Below are 15786 nucleotides of genomic sequence, written 5' to 3' on the forward strand. Positions count from 1 at the left end.
CGAGGTGATCAGGCGATGGTGGTGTAGACGCCTTCGCCCCTCAACACCTTCAGGAAATTGCCGCGTTCGCGGATAGAGAACACCACGATCGGAATCTGGTTGTCGCGCATCAGGCTGATGGCCGAAGCGTCCATCACGCGAAGGTCCTTGGCCAGGACCTCCTGGTAGCTGAGCGACTCGTAGCGCTCGGCGGTCGGGACCTTCTTCGGATCGGCGGTGTAGACGCCGTCGACGCTGGTCCCCTTGAACAGCGCGTCGCAGCCCATCTCGGCCGCGCGCAGGGCGCCGGTGGTGTCGGTGGTGAAGAACGGATTGCCGATGCCGGCGGCGAAGATCACCACCCGCCCCTTCTCCAGGTGCCGCAGCGCGCGGCGGCGGATGTAGGGCTCGCAGACGGCTTCCATCGGGATCGCCGACTGCACGCGGGTGTAGACGCCGATCTTTTCCAGCGCGCCCTGCAGGGCCAGCGCGTTCATGACCGTGGCCAGCATGCCCATGTAGTCGGCCTGGGCCCGCTCCATCCCGCGGCCGGCGAGCGAGACGCCGCGGAAGATGTTGCCGCCGCCGATCACCAGGCAGAGTTCGACGCCGGTCTTGACGACCTCGGCGATATCCTCGGCCGTGCGCTCAATCGTGGCGGTGTCGATACCGAAGCCCTGCTCCCCCATCAAAACCTCGCCGGAGACCTTCAGCAGGATCTTCTTGTAGCGCAGCGGGGCTTCGGTCATCGCGGAGTCCGGATCAGAAGGGCGCGTGGGGCGAGAACCGTCCGCCGCGCTCTAACACACAAATGGGAGCCTTTCCGCTCGGCTCAGGCGGGTCCGCCCAAACCGGAAAGGCTCCGGGGTACTGGAACATAGCCCAGGACGATTTTCCGCCAAGCGGAAGCCGCGCCGCGGCCGCAAATCGTCTGGTCGGCGCCGTCCCGCGGCAGCGGCGCAACGCCCCGGCGACCGCATACACGGCGCCGGGGCGTCTCAAGCTTAGCTCTGGCCGGAGAGTTGGGCGACTTCGGCGGCGAAGTCGTCGGTCTTCTTCTCCACGCCCTCGCCGAGCGCGAAGCGCGCAAAGGCCTTGAGCGTGACCGGCGAGCCGAGTTCCTTGCCGGTCTCGGCGATCAGTTGCTCGATCGTCTGGTCCGGGTTCATCACGAACGGCTGCTTCAGGAGGACGACTTCCTCCTGCCACTTGCGGATGCGGCCCTCGACCATCTTCTCGGCGATTTCGCGGGGCTTGCCCGACTCGACCGCCATCTGGGTCTGGATCTCGCGCTCCTTGGCGACGACTTCCGGATCGAGTTCGTCGCTGTTCAGCGCCAGCGGCGGGGTCGGCGTGCCGGCCACGTGCAGGGCGATGCGGCGGGCGACTTCGGCCAGCTGCGCTTGATCGCCAGCGCCTTCCAGCGCGACGAGCACCGCGAGGCGGGCCACGTCATCGCCCTGCTTGTTGTGCAGGTAGATGGCGACGGCGCCTTGGTCGACGGCGAGCTTCACCGAGCGACGAACGCGCATGTTCTCGCCGATGGTCGCGATCAGGTTGGTGACGACGTCGCTGACCAGTTCGCCCTTGGCGGTCTTGCCGGCGACGATGGCGTCGACGCTGCCGTCGGTCGCCAGCGCCACGTTAGCGAAATCGCGCGCGGCGTTCTGGAACGAGTCGTTCTTGGCGACGAAGTCGGTCTCGGCGTTGAACTCGACCAGCACGCCGGTCTTGCCGTCGGCGGAGATCTTGCCGGCCACCAAGCCTTCAGCGGCGGCGCGGTCGGCCTTCTTGGCCGCCTTGGCCAGGCCCTTGGTCCGCAGCCAGTCCATCGACGCTTCGACGTCGCCGTTGTTCTCCTGCAACGCCTTCTTGCAGTCCATCATGCCTGCGCCGGACTTCTCGCGCAGGTCCTTGACCAGCGCAGCGGTGATCTCCGCCATGGGTCAGCTCCTTCAGGTTTATGAAACCGGCGGGCCCAACATAAGGGCCCGCCGTGACAGTCAGTTGATCGCAGCGCTTGAGCCCGAAAGGGCTCAGCCGGCCGCCGGTTCGCTCGACTCGGTCGCCGGCGCCTCAGCCGCCGGGGCGGCCGCTTCGGTGCGCGCCAGAGCCGGCTCCATCGGCGCTTCCGCGGCGCCGAGGTCGACGCCCGAGGCGGCTTGGCCAGCGGCCAGGCCGTCGAGGATCGCGTCGGCCATCAGGTCGCAGTAGAGCTGGATGGCGCGGGCGGCGTCATCGTTGCCCGGGATCGGGTAGGTGATGCCGTCCGGGTTGCAGTTGGTGTCGAGGATGGCGATCACCGGGATGTTGAGCTTGCGAGCTTCCTGGATCGCGATCGCTTCCTTGTTGGTGTCGATCACGAACATCAGGTCGGGGATGCCGCCCATGTCCTTGATGCCGCCCAGCGACAGCTCGAGCTTGTCGCGCTCACGGGTGAGCTGCAGAAGTTCCTTCTTGGAGCGGCCGCTTTCGCCTTCCAGCACGCCTTCCAGCTCGCGCAGACGCGCGATCGAACCGGAGACGGTGCGCCAGTTGGTCAGGGTGCCGCCGAGCCAACGGTGGTTCACGTAGTACTGGGCGCAGCGCTTCGCGCCGGTCGCGATCGGCTCTGAGGCCTGACGCTTGGTGCCGACGAACAGGATGCGGCCGCCGCCGGCGGCGACTTCGCGGACCTTCACCAGGGCTTGGTGCAGCAGCGGGATCGACTGCGACAGGTCGATGATGTGGATGTTGGAGCGGCTGCCGAAGATGTAGCGCTCCATCTTCGGGTTCCAGCGGTGCGTCTGGTGGCCGAAGTGCGCGCCGGCTTCGAGGAGCTGACGCATGGAGAATTCAGGAAGAGCCATGGGCTTTCAAATGTCCTTCTTCCGGTTAACCTCCGCAGGCAAACCCTCGTCTCCGAGGACCGGAATGGATCGGACGGGATGTCTCCCCGTCGCGTCCCAAACGCCTACGTGTGGAATGAGGCGGGCAAATAGGGCCAAGCCCGCCAAATTGCAAGTATCCCGCGCCGGATCGGCCTCGGGAAACGACGTTCAGGCCGGGGCCAGGAAGCTGACCCGGATCGCCCGGCGACGGCGCCAGCCGAGCGCCTCGTAAAGCCGGATGGCGCTTTCGTTGTGATCGTAGACGTGCAGGAACGGCGTCTCGCCGCGGTCGACGACCGCGCGGGTCACCACGCCCATCAGGCCGGCGGCGTAGCCGCAGCCGCGGAAGTCGGGGTGGGTGCAGACCGCGCTGACTTCGGTGAAGCCCGGCAGGCGCAGCCGCTCGCCGGCCATCGCCGCCAGCCGGCCGCCGACCCGCACGCCGACGAAATCCCCCAGCCGATGCGTGCGGCGGAAGAACGGGCCCGGTCGCGTCAGAGTCGCCAGCGCCAGCATCTCGCCGGCGTCGGCGTCGCCGAGCTCCACCACCTCGAAGTCGGGCGTCGGGCAGACCGGCGCCTCGGCGACCATCTGCGACAGCGGATCGCCGGGCGTGACGACGACGCCGGGAAGCTCGGCGGGCGGATCCGGCTCGAACAGCGCGGCCTCGCCGGAGGCGCGGACCAGCGCGCCGAGTGACTGCAGGCTGGTCTCCGTGGCGTCGGCCGCGGCGGCGAACAGGCCGTACTCCGGCGCCAGCCGCCGCGCCGGCCCGACGCCCAGCGCCAGCTCCGCCTGAGAAGTGTTCAGGGCGGTCCAGACGGCGCGGTCCAGCGGATGGCTCATGGCGGGCAAGCTAGCGCCAGGCCGGCGCCCGCGCCTAGAGGTCCTCGACCAGCAGCACGCCCTGGGTGGTCTTGAGCATCCCGCGCACTGCGCCGTCGAGCTTGAAGCGGCCCGGCAGCTTGAGCTCCACCTCGGCCCCCTGCTCCAGCCCGGCGACCAGCAGGATCTCGCCGCCGCGGTCGGACACCACGCCGGCCAGCCGCTTCTGCAGGGCGTCGATCTCGGCGCTGCGCGGGGCGACGTGCACCCGCAGGCCGGCGACGGCGTTCTCGATCGCCTTCTCCACCGGCTGGGCGTCGTCGCCGAAGAAGCGCACCTCGCCCTCGGTGGCCTTGGCGCGCACCTTGATCGACACCGCTTTGCCCGGCTCCAGGTGGTCGCGGCAGCGGCGCAGGGTCTCCGGCGGGAACAGCACCTCGTACTCGCCGGTCGGATCCGACAGGGTGACGAAGGCGAACTTCTCGCCGGTGCGGCCCGGCTTCTCCAGCTTGCGGCGGACGATGCCGGCCATCTTCAGCACTTCGGCGCCGCCGACCGCCTTGACCAGCGCGTCGGCGTAGAGGTCCGTGCGCTTGCGGCGCAGCGCCTCGACCATATCCTCCAGCGGGTGGCCGGAGAGGTAGAAGCCGACCGCCGCCAGCTCCTGGTCCAGCCGGTCGGTTGGGGCCCAGGGATCGACCTTGGGCATCTTCCGCTTCTGCGCCTCGACCAGGTCGCTGTTGCTGTCGCCGAACAGCCCGCCCTGGGCCGAGGCGCGTTCGGCCGCCACGCTCTGGCTGAAGCTCACCAGCAGGTCGGCGGCCTCGACCAGTTGGGCCCGATTCGGATGAATGGCATCGAACGCCCCGGCGCGCGCCAGGGTCTCGAAGGTGCGCTTGTTGACCTGCCGGGGATCGACCCGCTCGACGAAATCGAAGATGTCACGGAACGGACCGCCCTCGCGGCGCACCTGCACCACGTGCTCCATCGCCTGCAGGCCGACGTTGCGGATCGCGCCCAGCGCATAGAGCACCTCGCCGTTCTCGACCTCGAAGTCGGCGGCCGAGCGGTTGACGTCGGGCGGCAGGATCTTGATCCCGAAGCGCTTGGCGTCCTGGTAGAAGACCGACAGCTTGTCGGTGTTGGCGATATCCAGACTCATCGAGGCGGCGAAGAACTCGACGGGCGCGTTCGCCTTCAGCCAGGCGGTCTGGTAGCTGACGACCGCGTAGGCCGCGGCGTGGGACTTGTTGAAGCCGTAGCCGGCGAACTTGTCGACGAGATCGAAGATGGCGCCGGAGTGGTCCGGCTTGATGCCGTTCAGCTCGGCCCCGGAGACGAAGCGGGCGCGCTGCTGCTCCATCTCCTCCTTCTTCTTCTTGCCCATGGCGCGGCGCAGAAGGTCGGCTTCGCCCAGGCTGTAGCCCGCCAGGATCTGGGCGATCTGCATCACCTGCTCCTGGTAGACGATGATGCCGTAGGTCTCGTTCAGCACCGGCGCCAGCGTCGGGTGCAGGGTGTCGATCGGCTTGCGGCCGAACTTGCAGTCGATGAAGGCCGGGATGTTGTCCATCGGCCCCGGGCGGTAGAGGGCGCCGATGGCGGTGACGTCTTCGATGCAGTTGGGGCGCAGCTGGCGCAGGGTGTCGCGCATCCCCTGGCCTTCGAACTGGAACACCCCGACCGTCTGGGCCGCGCCCATCAGCTCGTAGGTCTTCGCGTCGTCGAGCGGCAGGGTGTCCATGTCGACCCCGGCGCCGCGCTTCTGCAGGTGCTTCAGCGCCCGGTCGATGACGGTCAGCGTCTTCAGGCCGAGGAAGTCGAACTTCACCAGCCCCGCGCTCTCCACCCACTTCATGTTGAACTGGGTCGCCGGCAGGTCCGAGCGCGGATCGCGATAAAGCGGCGTCAGCTGGATCAGCGGCCGGTCGCCGATCACCACCCCGGCGGCGTGGGTCGAGGCGTTGCGGTACAGCCCCTCCAGCTGCAGCGAGACGTCCAGCAGGCGGGCCACCGCCTCGTCCTCGTCGCGCGCCTGTTTCAGCCGCGGCTCGACGTCGATCGCCTGGGCCAGGGTCACCGGGTTGGCCGGATTGGCCGGCACCATCTTGGCCAGGCGGTCGACCTGGCCGAGCGGCATTTGCATCACCCGGCCGACGTCGCGCAGCACGGCGCGCGCCTGCAGGGTGCCGAAGGTGATGATCTGGGCGACCCGGTCGCGGCCGTAGTACTGCTGGACGTAGTCGATGACCTCCTGCCGTCGCTCCTGGCAGAAGTCGATGTCGAAGTCGGGCATCGACACCCGCTCGGGATTCAGGAAGCGCTCGAACAGCAGGCCATAGCGCAGCGGGTCGAGGTTGGTGATCGTCAGCGCATAGGCGACCAGCGAGCCCGCGCCGGAACCCCGTCCCGGCCCGACCGGGATGTCGTGGGCCTTGGCCCACTTGATGAAGTCCGAAACGATCAGGAAGTAGCCCGGGAACCCCATCTGAATGATGATCCCGATCTCCCGCTCGAGGCGCGCCTCGTAGTCCGCGGCGGGGTAGGCGTTCGCCTGGCCGAGGCTCATGCGCATCTTCAGGCCCTCGCGGGCCTGGTGGGCGAGTTCCTCGGCCTCGGAGCGGCCGTCGCCGGTCGGGAAGCTGGGCAGCAGCGGCGCGCGCTTCGCCACCATGAAGGCGCAGCGCCGGGCGATGTCGAGCGTGTTGTCGCAGGCCTCCGGCAGGTCGGCGAACAGCTTGCGCATCTCCGCGGCCGGCTTGAACCAGTGCTCGGCGGTGACCCGCCGGCGCTCGTCCTGGCCGACGAACGAGCCGTCGGCGATGCAGAGCAGCGCGTCATGCGCCCCATACATCGTGGTTTTGGCGAAATAGACGTCGTTGGTCGCCACCAGCGGTACGTCGCAATCGTAGGCCCAGGCGACCAGCTCGCCCTCGGCCGCCGCCTCGTTCGGCGCGCCATGCCGTTGCAGCTCGACATAGAGCCGGTCGCCGAAGACGCGGTGCATCTCCTCGAGCGCGGCCCGGCCCTCCTTGACCTTGCCGGCCGCCATCAGCGGATCGACCGGGCCGTCGGGACCGCCCGACAGCAGGATCAGGCCCTCGGACAGCTCCGCCACCTTCGTCCAGGGGACGTTCGGCTCCGAGATCCCGTCGCATTCGACGTAGCCGATCGAGGAAAGCTCAGCGAGGTTGAGGTAGCCCTGTTCGTTCTGGGCCAGTAGGACGACGGTCGGGGTGCGCGCCCAGCGCTCGGGCTGCCCCTCGCCGATGCCGCTGACCGGAAGGGCGCAGCCGATGATCGGCTGGACGCCCGTCTCCTTGGTCGCGACCGAGAATTCCAGGGCGCCGAACAGATTGGCCCGGTCAACCAGCGCCACCGCCGGCATGTCGCCGGACTTGGCCAAGGCGCCGATCTTGTCGGCCTTGATCGCGCCTTCGAGCAGCGAATAAGCGGAGCGGACCCGCAGGTGGACGAAGCCTTCCGGCCTGACGTCCGGGGCGCCTGGTTCCTGACCTTCCGCGCTCACCCCAGCCGCCTCCCCCATTCGCATGGCGGTCAGCCGACGTAGCTGGCCACCAAACAGACCATCCAGACAAAGCTGGCCACCGAGGCAAAGGCCAGCGATTCTCGCGCCAGACGAACCATGTGTCGCATCCCTGTTGTGGGCGGGCTGTGGAGAACCGCCGCCGCGTTCTTCCTTCGTTCTTATTCTCGTTTTGTTCACATCGTCAAGTGGGTGGCGCCTGGCGTTTCCCGCCGGTGCGGAACAGCAGCGCCGCTGTGTCGTTCGAGCCAGAGGGAGGCGCCATGCCCCAATCCCCGCTGCTGAGCCTGCTGCGCCGCCACTATCCCTATGTGGCGAAGGACTTCCTCGGCCCGATGATCGATGTGCTGAACATCGGCCGGACGGCCTGTGACGGGGACCTGGATAAGCTGTTGATCGTGCTGGTGGTCGCCATGCGCACGGCGGAGGACAAGCGCGTGCTCGACCTGGAGCTGGAGGACGTGCTCAGCGGCGCCGTCGAGACTTATCCCAGCCTGTCGACCAATGTGCGCTCGATCGCCGACTCCACCGGCATTCCCAAGGAGAGCGTCCGGCGCAAGGTGGCCGCGCTGGTCGAGGCGGGATGGATCATCCGCGACGACCATACCCTGTCGCTGGCGCCCCACGCCTCTCGCATGCTCACCGACTTCCGCGAACAGCTGTTCCAGCAGGCGATCCGCAACCACCAGACGATCGGGGCGATCGCGGCGCAAGAGAGGTGACAGCCCAGGTCCGGCCGGGCAGAACAGCGCCATGGCCGCCGGCGTCCTCTTCGTCCACAACAACTTCCCTGCGCAGTTCCGCGACCTCGCCCAGACGCTGGTCGCGCGCGGCGTGCCCTGCTCCGCCATCGGCTACCAAAGCGCCCCCGGTGCGCCGGGAGTTCAGCTGGTGCGCTACCGGCTGCCGCGCGGCACCGGCAAGGACGTCTTCCCGCTGGCGGTGCGCGCCGAGGCCGACCTGCTGCGCAGCCGCTATGCGCTGGAGGCGGCGCGCTGGCTGAAGAACCAGGGCCAGGAGCCGCAGGTGATCGTCGGCCATCCCGGCTGGGGCGAGACCGCCCTGCTGAGGCACGTGTTTCCGGCGGCGAAACAGGTGCTCTTCTCCGAGTTCTATTATCACGGCCACGGCTCGGACATCGACTTTGACCCGGAGTTCTGGACCGGCGACGAAGAGGCCCTGATCCGCGGCAAGGCGAAGAACGGGGTGATGGCGATGGCGTTGGCCGACGCCGACGCGATCGTCGCGCCGACCGAGTTCCAGGCCTCCCGCCTGCCGCCAGCGTTTCGCGCCCTGACCCGGGTGATCCACGAAGGCATCGATGTCGAGGCGATCCGCCCGGCGCCGGCCGAGCCCTTCGTCCTGCCCGACGGCCGCGTGCTGACGCCGGGGAGACCGGTGATCACCCACGTCAACAACCAGATGGAGCCGATGCGCGGCCTGCACATCTTCGCCCGCGCCCTGCCCCGGCTGCTGGCGGAGGTTCCGGACGCGCAGGTGGTGATGATCGGCGAAGCCAAGACCAGCGGCTATGGCGCCGCCGCGCCGGGCGGCCAGACCTGGAAGGACGCCATCTTCGGCCCGCTGACCAGCCAGCTGGACCTGAGCCGGGTGCACTTCCTGGGCCGGGTGCCGCACGCGCAGATGCTGGCGGCGCTGCGGCTGTCGACCGCGCACGTCTACTACAGCTACCCGTTCGTGCTCTCCTGGTCGATCGTCGAGGCCATGGCCAGCGGCTGTTACGTCATCGGCTCCGACACCGGCCCGGTGCGCGACGCGATCCAGGACGGGGTCAACGGCCGGCTGCTGCCGTTCTTCGACGTCGACGCGCTGTCCGCGGCGCTGATCGCCGCCTGCCGCGCGCCGCAGGCCTCCGCACCGTTCCGCGTCGCCGCGCGCGAGACCGCGGTGGCCCATTTCAGCCGCGCCCAGGGCCGCGCCGGCTGGCTCGAGCTGCTGGGCGACCTCGGCCTCCAGGTCCCCGCCGCCTAAAACGCGCCGGCGATCTGCGCGCAAACGCCCCTTGCCCTGGCCGCTGCGGGCGCGTCAGCATGCGTCCGCCTGGGCGGCTGACGCTTCGGGCGACAAGAACATGACGGCGGGACGATACGCCCGTCGCGGGAGGAAGCGTCGAGATGAACGATCTGGCCAGCGCCGCAGCGGCCGAAGCCGCGCCCGCCGACGCCGGTTTCTCCCGGATGCGGCGGTACTATTGCCTGCTGATCCTGACGCTCGTCGCGACGATGAGCACGCTCGACCGGCAGATCATGAACATCCTGCTTGAACCGATCCGCAAGGAACTGGGGCTGAGCGACACCCAGATGGGGCTCCTGACCGGGCTCGCCTTCGCCTTCGTCTACGCCACCCTCTGCATCCCGGCCGCGCGCATCGCCGACCGCTGGTCGCGCCGCAAGATGGTTGCGCTGGCGATCACCAGCTACAGCATCATGACCATCTTCTGCGGCATGGCCCGAAACGGCCTGCAGCTGTTCGTCGCCCGCTTCGGCGTCGGCGTCGGCGAGGCCTGCGGCAACTCCTCCGGCCACGCCCTGGTCGGCGACCTGTTCCCGCGGCGCGAACGGGCGACGGCGATGACCGTGCTGATGCTGTCCTCGCCGGTCGGCATGGCGCTCGGCCTGGCGTTCGGCGGCTGGGCGCTGCAGGAGTACGGCTGGCGGATGGCCTTTATCCTGGTCGGCATTCCGGGCCTGCTGCTCGGGCCGCTGGTGTTCTTCACCATCCCGGAGATCGACAAGGGGATGGCCGACGGCGTCCGGCATGCGCCCCCGGCCCAGCCGTTCCTTCAGACCCTCAAAGCCATGTGGTCTACGCGCGCCTTCCCGTACATGATCTTCGGGGCCACGATCACGGCGATGGCGGCCATGGGCGCGATGACCTGGCTGCCGGCCTTCCTCGCGCGCTCGCACGGCATGGACCACGCCGCGATCGGGGCCGCGCTCGGCGCGTCGCTCGGCGTAGGTTCGATCATCGGCCACATCATTGGCGGCCCGATCATCGACTGGCTCGGCCGGCGCGACCTGCGCTGGCACCTGTGGGTGCCGATGATCACCAATCCGGTGGCCGCCGTCCTCGCGGCGATCGCCTTCCTCGCGCCGCTCGACTACGTGTTCCCGCTGCTGGCCGTGCAGATGCTGCTGCAGGGGCTGTTCACCGCGCCGATGATCGCCATCGTCATGAACCTGGCCCCGGTGGCGGCGCGCGCCACCGCCTCGGCCATCCTCGGTTTCGTCATGAACATCGTCGGCCTCGGCCTCGGCCCGCAGATCATCGGCATCGCCAGCGATCTCTTGAAGCCCAGCTTCGGCGAGGAGTCGCTGCGCTACGCCCTGCTCGGCTCGACCGCGCTCGGCCTGGTCGGCGCCGTGCTCTATTTCCGCGCCAGCCTGAGCTATCGCGCCGACATCGCCACGGTGGACGCCCGCAATCGCGCCGAGGCGCTCGGGAGTTAAGCGACCTTCGTCCAGCCGCGGCCCTGCTGGCGCCAGTAGGATACCGCAAAGCCCTTGGCCTTGATGGCGGTCCACTGACCGCGGGCGGTGACCAGCTGGTCCTCGTCCGCGCCATCGAACAGCACCACGCAGCGCGTATAGCCGGTCAGCTCGCCCGGCTCCGCGCCATCGACCAGGAACAGGGCGTCGGCGCGGTTGGGATTGTCGAAGCCGCTGGTCAGCAGGACCGGCTGCCGCGCCGCCCCGGGCTCAGCGTCCGGCGCATGCGGCAGGAAGCTGTCGTCCCGGTAGCTCCAGAGCCAGCCGTCGAGGTGCTCGATGCGCTCCGGCTGGCGGGTCCGCACGATCGCCTTCCAGCCGCGCGCCAGGGTCTTCTCCAACAGCTCCGGCAACGCCTGGTCCAGGCTGGTGGATTCGAGGTGGTAGAACCAGACCTCGCAGCCTTCAGCCATGGGCAGCGCCCGTCAGGCGTTCGGCGAGCGAAGCCAGCGCGCCGGCCACCGCCTGCGGCTGGCTCAACGGCGCCAGGTGATTGAGCGGCAGGCGCACGACCGGCCAGCCCTGGCGGCCGGCGAGCCGCGCCTCTTCCTCATAGCCGCCGCTCAGCTGCAGATAGGCCGCCGGCGCGGTGAGCTCGATGGTCGGGGCCGGCTCCTCGAAATAGCCGAGCGGCAGCGGCTCGAGCTCGTCGACCAGCGCCGCGCGCGACTCGGCGTCCGGGACCAGGCGCTCGAGCGCGCCCGGCGGCCACCAGTCGTCCCACGGCGGTAGCTGGCCCATCTGGGCGCCGGCGCGCAGTTGGTCGCGCATCTCCTTCGGCGCGGTGTCGAACCAGCTGCGGCCCGGGTGCGGCAGAATGGCGTCGACGAACACCACGCCGGCCAGCGGCGTGCGCAGCTGTGCGGCCAGGGCCGGGATCAGCGCGCCGGCGCCGCTGTGCGCGGCCAGCACCACCGGACCGCCGCCGGCGCCGTCGATCGTCGCCGCCAGGCTGCCGGCCAGGGTCGGATAGTAGGCGTCGGCCACGGACGACAGCCGCGGCCAGGCCGGCGTTTCCGCCTCCACGCCGAGGCGCGCCAACTCGTTCGCCAGCGGTCGCAGGCTGTAGGGCCCCAGGAGCGGGGTGTGGAGCAGGAGCATGCGCTGAGCCGTCATCTCAGCCTTCATACTTCTCCTGCACGAGCCGGTTCAGCAGCCGTACGCCGTAGCCGGTCGCGCCCTCCGGGATCGTCGGCACGCTCGACGGCTTCTTCCAGGCGGTCGAGGCGATGTCGAGATGCGCCCAGGGAAGGTTGTTGACGAACCGCTGGATGAACAGCGCCGCGGTGATCGAGCCGCCGGCCGGGCCCGAGCTCACGTTCCGCATGTCGGCGATCACGGAGTCGATGTTCTTGTTGTACTGCTCCGGCAGCGGCATGCGCCAAAGCGGCTCGCCCTCTTTCTGAGACGCGTCGAGCAGGTTCTGAGCGAGCTCGTCGTTGTTCGAGAACAGGCCGGCGTAGTCGTTGCCGAGCGCGGTGATGATCGCCCCGGTCAGCGTCGCCAGGTCGACGATGAACTTCGGCTTGAAGCGGTCCTGGCAGTACCAGATGGCGTCGGCGAGCACGAGGCGGCCCTCGGCGTCGGTGTTGATCACCTCGATCGTCTGGCCGGACATCGAGGTCACCACGTCGCCCGGACGCTGGGCGTTGGCGTCGGGCATGTTCTCGACCAGTCCGAGGATGCCGACCACGTTGACCTTGGCCTTGCGCGAGGCGAGCACGTGCATGAGGCCGGCCACTGCGCCCGCCCCGCCCATGTCCCACTTCATGTCCTCCATGCCGCCCGCCGGCTTGATGGAGATGCCGCCGGTGTCGAAGCACACGCCCTTGCCGACGAAGGCGATCGGCTGCGCGCTCGGGTCGCTCGCGCCGTTCCAGCGGATCACCACCAGCTGGCTCTCGCGCACGCTGCCCTGCCCGACGCCCAGCAGGCTGCCCATGCCGAGCTTGCTCATCTCCGGCTCGCCGAGGATCTCGACCGCCAGGCCCAGGCTCTCCAGCTCCTTCACCCGACGGGCGAACTCGGCCGGATAGAGGATATTGGCGGGCTCGGACACGAGGTCGCGGGTGAAGCTCACCGCGTCGGCCACCGCCGCCAGCGGCGGGAAGGCCGTGAGCGCCGCGTCGGGCTCGGCAGCGACCACCTGGGCGCGCTGGATCGACGGCTTCTTCTCCGCCGGCTCCTTGGTCCGGTACTTGTCGAATCTGTAGGCTGCGAGCCGCACGCCCAGCGCCACGCTGGCCGCCGTGGCCGCCTCGGCGCCCGGCAGCTCCACGCGCAGGATCTCCAGCCCGGAGGTCTTCAGCGCGTTGTAGGCGCTCGCCCCGGCGTGCTCGGCGCCCAGGGCGTCGAAACCTTCCCGCTTGCCGGCGCCGACCAGCACCAGCCGGGCGAGGTCCAGCCCGGCGGGGGCGATCAGGTCGAGGGTCTGGCCCTTGGCCCCGGTGAATCGGCTCGCCGCCAGCGCCTGGGCGAGCGGCCCAGCCGGCGTCTCGCCTTCGAAGACGATCTGGGCCACACCCGTCTTGGGCGCCACCGCGGCTTCGGCCGCAACGAACTCGATCTCCATCGGAACTCCCTCAGCTCCCGCCTCAGTCGCCCTGCAACGCGTGTCACGCAGCTTCGGCTCACGGCCCACGCATGGTTGTGCGAGGCGGCGACGCATGGTTTAGAACAGCTCCGCGGCCGCGGCGCGGCAAATTCTCCAGGTGAGCCGTTTTCTTACCGATGCGCCTGATCGACCGCTATCTGCTGCGCCAAATGCTAGGCCCGACGTTGCTGGCGACCGGCGCCCTCACGGGCGTCGCCCTGCTGAGCCAGAGTCTCGCCGGCCTCGACCTGATCGTGAACCAACGCCAGAGCGCGATGGTCTTCCTGAAGGTCACGCTGCTCTACATGCCGCAGCTGATCAACATGATCCTACCGGTCGCGGTGTTCGTCGCCGCCCTGGTGGCGTTCAACCGGCTGCACACCGAGCAGGAGATCGTCGTCTGCTTCGCCGGCGGCATGAGCCGCTGGCGAGTGATCTCGCCAGCGATCCGGCTGGCCTGCGTGGTCGCCTACCTGGCCCTGGTGCTCAATCTGTTCGTCCAGCCGGCGGCGTTCCGCCAGCTGAGGCAGGAGTTGTTCGCCGTCCGCACCGACCTCGCCTCCACACTGGTGCGCGAAGGCGAGTTCACCGAGCCCGCGCCAGGGGTAACCGTCTATACGCAAACCATTGATGGCCAAGGGAAGATGAGCAACCTCTTCATCCATCAGATGAAGCCGGACGGCGGGGCCACCACCTACACCGCGGAACAGGGAAAGCTCACCAAGCGCTTCGGCCGCCCGGTGCTCATCATGCGCCAGGGCTCGACCCAGGAATTCTCGCGCAACGGCGTGTTGAACTTCCTGACGTTCGACGAGTACGTGTTCGACCTCTCGCCGCTGACCGAGAGCCCCGAGCGGGTGCACTACAAGGCCTCCGACCGCTATCTGCACGAGCTGTTCTTCCCCGACCTCACCCAGGCCTGGGAGAAGCACAACCGCAAGAGCCTGCTGGCCGAGGGCCACTCCCGGCTGGCCACGCCGCTGTACAACATCGCCTTCATGGCCATGGCGCTGGCCGCGATCATCGGCGGCGGCTTCTCGCGGCTCGGCTATGGCCGGCGAATCGCCGTGATGGCCGGCCTGGCGACGCTCACCCGCATCATCGGCTTCGTCGTCCAGGCCGCCTGCGACGACACCGTGTGGCTCAACGTGCTGCAGTACGCCGTGCCGTTGCTGGCGCTGGGCCTGGCGCTGCGCAGCATCTTCAGCCGGCAGACCGGCCGCCCGGCCCTGTGGCGTCGCCGACTCCTGCCCGGCAAGCTGAGCGGAGCGGCGGCATGAACCTGACGGGGCGCCTCGAGCGCTACATGCTGGCCCGCACCCTCAGCGGCGTCGGCTCGGCCCTGGCGGTGATCACCGCGGTGATCGTGCTGGTCCAGTTCGTCGACCTATCGCGTCAGGTCGGGGTGCGGGCCGATGTCGGTCCGGCGCAGCTGTTCGGCCTGACGATGCTGCGCGCGCCGTCGGTGATCCAGATCCTGCTGCCCTTCGTCTTCCTGTTCGGCGTGATCGCCGCCTACGTCGGCCTCAACCGCAAGAGCGAGCTGGTGGCGATGCGGGCCGCCGGGGTGTCGGCCTGGCGGTTCATCATGCCCTCGGCCCTGGCCGCCTTCGTCGCCGGCGTGCTGACGGTGACCGCGCTCAATCCGCTGGCCGCATCGCTCAACGCCCGGTTCGAGTACGATCGCGCCCGACTGATGGAGAACTACCTGCCCGGCGCGCCGAAGGACGTGTGGCTGCGCCAGGGCGACGAGACCAACCAGATCGTCATCCACGCCCGCTCGCGCAGCGTCGTCGACGGCGTCGTCCGGCTGCAGGGCGTGTCGCTGTTCGTCTACCAGAAGGACCAGACCGGCCGGCCGCAGTTCAAGCGCCGGCTGGAGGCCGCCGAGGCGCAGCTGATGCCGGGCTTCTGGCAGTTGCGCGACGTGCGCGAGGCCACCGCCGGCGAGAACTCGGTGCATTCCGACAGCCTGTCGATTCGCTCGAGCCTCGACGCCGAGTCGGCGATGGAGCGGTTCGCCTCGCCCGATGCGATCGCCTTCTGGCGGCTGCCCGCGGCGATCCGGCTCACCGAACAGGCCGGATTCTCCGCCGCCGCCTATCGGCTGCGCTTCCACCAGCTGCTGGCGACGCCGATTCTGTTCGCGGCGATGGCGGTGCTGGCGGCGGCTTTTTCGCTACGGCTGGCCCGGCTGGGCGGCCTGGCGGGGCTCGCCGGGGCCGGCGTGGCCCTCGGTTTCGTGGTGTTCTTCTTCAATCAGTTCGCGGGCGCCCTCGCCAAGGGCGACATTATTCCGCTGTACGCCGCAGCCTGGGCGCCGCCTATCGTAGCGCTGCTGTCGGGTTTGACACTGCTCTGCTACACCGAAGACGGTTGAATCGTTCGTGAGCACGACTATGCATCCGCAAACGGCGCAATAGCGCGGGCGGACGCCAGAGGGGATCTGATCAACGATGAGTC

The 15786-nt window shown here is 69.1% G+C and carries 14 protein-coding genes; 5 read left to right on the forward strand and 9 right to left on the reverse strand.

The window, feature by feature from the left end; genetic code table 11:
* Positions 1–8 precede the first annotated feature (8 nt).
* From pyrH to sidA, 6 genes are all read right to left on the reverse strand, one after another.
* Entirely contained in the window at positions 9–728 is a 720-nt protein-coding gene (pyrH, locus tag ACSQ14_RS10040; RefSeq protein WP_436012241.1) for a UMP kinase, read from the reverse strand.
* A gap of 255 nt (positions 729–983) precedes the next feature.
* Positions 984–1922 (reverse strand): translation elongation factor Ts, encoded by a 939-nt coding sequence (gene tsf, locus ACSQ14_RS10045; protein ID WP_436012243.1) that lies wholly within the window; start codon positions 1920–1922, stop codon positions 984–986.
* Positions 1923–2015: 93 nt separating this feature from the next.
* Positions 2016–2828: a 30S ribosomal protein S2 gene (gene rpsB, locus ACSQ14_RS10050; protein ID WP_436012245.1), complete on the reverse strand. Its 813-nt coding sequence runs from the start codon at positions 2826–2828 to the stop codon at positions 2016–2018.
* A 189-nt stretch (positions 2829–3017) separates the two neighbouring features.
* Positions 3018–3695, reverse strand: a complete 678-nt coding sequence (locus ACSQ14_RS10055; protein WP_436012247.1) for a GNAT family N-acetyltransferase — start codon at positions 3693–3695, stop codon at positions 3018–3020.
* A gap of 34 nt (positions 3696–3729) precedes the next feature.
* The gene (gene dnaE, locus ACSQ14_RS10060) at positions 3730–7203 is read right to left on the reverse strand and encodes a DNA polymerase III subunit alpha (protein ID WP_436012249.1); all 3474 of its coding nucleotides are present in this window, start codon (positions 7201–7203) and stop codon (positions 3730–3732) included.
* Positions 7204–7232: 29 nt separating this feature from the next.
* Positions 7233–7322 carry a cell division inhibitor SidA gene (gene sidA, locus ACSQ14_RS10065; RefSeq protein ID WP_436012251.1) on the reverse strand — a complete coding sequence of 30 codons (90 nt, stop codon included), beginning with the start codon at positions 7320–7322 and terminating at the stop codon, positions 7233–7235.
* Positions 7323–7484: 162 nt separating this feature from the next.
* On the opposite strand from sidA, the gene ACSQ14_RS10070 reads away from it, so the two are divergent.
* From ACSQ14_RS10070 to ACSQ14_RS10080, 3 genes are all read left to right on the forward strand, one after another.
* Positions 7485–7943 carry a hypothetical protein gene (locus ACSQ14_RS10070; protein ID WP_436012253.1) on the forward strand — a complete coding sequence of 153 codons (459 nt, stop codon included), beginning with the start codon at positions 7485–7487 and terminating at the stop codon, positions 7941–7943.
* A 31-nt stretch (positions 7944–7974) separates the two neighbouring features.
* Positions 7975–9213 carry a glycosyltransferase gene (locus tag ACSQ14_RS10075; RefSeq protein ID WP_436012255.1) on the forward strand — a complete coding sequence of 413 codons (1239 nt, stop codon included), beginning with the start codon at positions 7975–7977 and terminating at the stop codon, positions 9211–9213.
* A 143-nt stretch (positions 9214–9356) separates the two neighbouring features.
* Positions 9357–10691: a spinster family MFS transporter gene (locus tag ACSQ14_RS10080; protein WP_436012257.1), complete on the forward strand. Its 1335-nt coding sequence runs from the start codon at positions 9357–9359 to the stop codon at positions 10689–10691.
* On the opposite strand, the gene ACSQ14_RS10085 is transcribed toward ACSQ14_RS10080, so the two are convergent.
* From ACSQ14_RS10085 to ACSQ14_RS10095, 3 genes are read right to left on the reverse strand one after another with little or no spacing between them, the layout of a single operon-like run.
* Entirely contained in the window at positions 10688–11143 is a 456-nt protein-coding gene (locus tag ACSQ14_RS10085) for a DNA polymerase III subunit chi (RefSeq protein ID WP_436012259.1), read from the reverse strand. The two genes, ACSQ14_RS10080 and ACSQ14_RS10085, sit on opposite strands and share 4 nt — an antisense overlap.
* Positions 11136–11846: an alpha/beta fold hydrolase gene (locus ACSQ14_RS10090; RefSeq protein WP_436012261.1), complete on the reverse strand. Its 711-nt coding sequence runs from the start codon at positions 11844–11846 to the stop codon at positions 11136–11138. Before ACSQ14_RS10090 ends, ACSQ14_RS10085 begins: the two co-directional genes overlap by 8 nt.
* A gap of 1 nt (position 11847) precedes the next feature.
* Positions 11848–13302 carry a leucyl aminopeptidase gene (locus ACSQ14_RS10095; RefSeq protein ID WP_436012263.1) on the reverse strand — a complete coding sequence of 485 codons (1455 nt, stop codon included), beginning with the start codon at positions 13300–13302 and terminating at the stop codon, positions 11848–11850.
* A 158-nt stretch (positions 13303–13460) separates the two neighbouring features.
* On the opposite strand from ACSQ14_RS10095, the gene lptF reads away from it, so the two are divergent.
* Together lptF and lptG are read left to right on the forward strand one after the other, a co-directional pair.
* On the forward strand, positions 13461–14603 hold the full coding sequence (lptF, locus tag ACSQ14_RS10100; RefSeq protein ID WP_436012265.1) for an LPS export ABC transporter permease LptF: 1143 nt from the start codon (positions 13461–13463) through the stop codon (positions 14601–14603).
* Entirely contained in the window at positions 14600–15703 is a 1104-nt protein-coding gene (gene lptG, locus ACSQ14_RS10105) for an LPS export ABC transporter permease LptG (RefSeq protein WP_436012267.1), read from the forward strand. The genes lptF and lptG overlap by 4 nt, the downstream gene beginning before the upstream one ends.
* Positions 15704–15786 lie beyond the last annotated feature (83 nt).

The organism is Phenylobacterium sp. LjRoot219, from assembly GCF_964252995.1.
Lineage (GTDB): Bacteria > Pseudomonadota > Alphaproteobacteria > Caulobacterales > Caulobacteraceae > Phenylobacterium.

Bases quoted from the DNA above. Each gene is read 5' to 3' on its own strand.
- pyrH (WP_436012241.1), bottom strand. From the start codon at position 728: ATGACCGAAGCCCCGCTGCGCTACAAGAAGATCCTGCTGAAGGTCTCC.
- tsf (WP_436012243.1), bottom strand. From the start codon at position 1,922: ATGGCGGAGATCACCGCTGCGCTGGTCAAGGACCTGCGCGAGAAGTCC.
- rpsB (WP_436012245.1), bottom strand. From the start codon at position 2,828: ATGGCTCTTCCTGAATTCTCCATGCGTCAGCTCCTCGAAGCCGGCGCG.
- ACSQ14_RS10055 (WP_436012247.1), bottom strand. From the start codon at position 3,695: ATGAGCCATCCGCTGGACCGCGCCGTCTGGACCGCCCTGAACACTTCT.
- sidA (WP_436012251.1), bottom strand. From the start codon at position 7,322: ATGGTTCGTCTGGCGCGAGAATCGCTGGCCTTTGCCTCGGTGGCCAGC.
- ACSQ14_RS10070 (WP_436012253.1), top strand. From the start codon at position 7,485: ATGCCCCAATCCCCGCTGCTGAGCCTGCTGCGCCGCCACTATCCCTAT.
- ACSQ14_RS10075 (WP_436012255.1), top strand. From the start codon at position 7,975: ATGGCCGCCGGCGTCCTCTTCGTCCACAACAACTTCCCTGCGCAGTTC.
- ACSQ14_RS10080 (WP_436012257.1), top strand. From the start codon at position 9,357: ATGAACGATCTGGCCAGCGCCGCAGCGGCCGAAGCCGCGCCCGCCGAC.
- ACSQ14_RS10085 (WP_436012259.1), bottom strand. From the start codon at position 11,143: ATGGCTGAAGGCTGCGAGGTCTGGTTCTACCACCTCGAATCCACCAGC.
- ACSQ14_RS10090 (WP_436012261.1), bottom strand. From the start codon at position 11,846: ATGACGGCTCAGCGCATGCTCCTGCTCCACACCCCGCTCCTGGGGCCC.
- ACSQ14_RS10095 (WP_436012263.1), bottom strand. From the start codon at position 13,302: ATGGAGATCGAGTTCGTTGCGGCCGAAGCCGCGGTGGCGCCCAAGACG.
- lptF (WP_436012265.1), top strand. From the start codon at position 13,461: ATGCGCCTGATCGACCGCTATCTGCTGCGCCAAATGCTAGGCCCGACG.
- lptG (WP_436012267.1), top strand. From the start codon at position 14,600: ATGAACCTGACGGGGCGCCTCGAGCGCTACATGCTGGCCCGCACCCTC.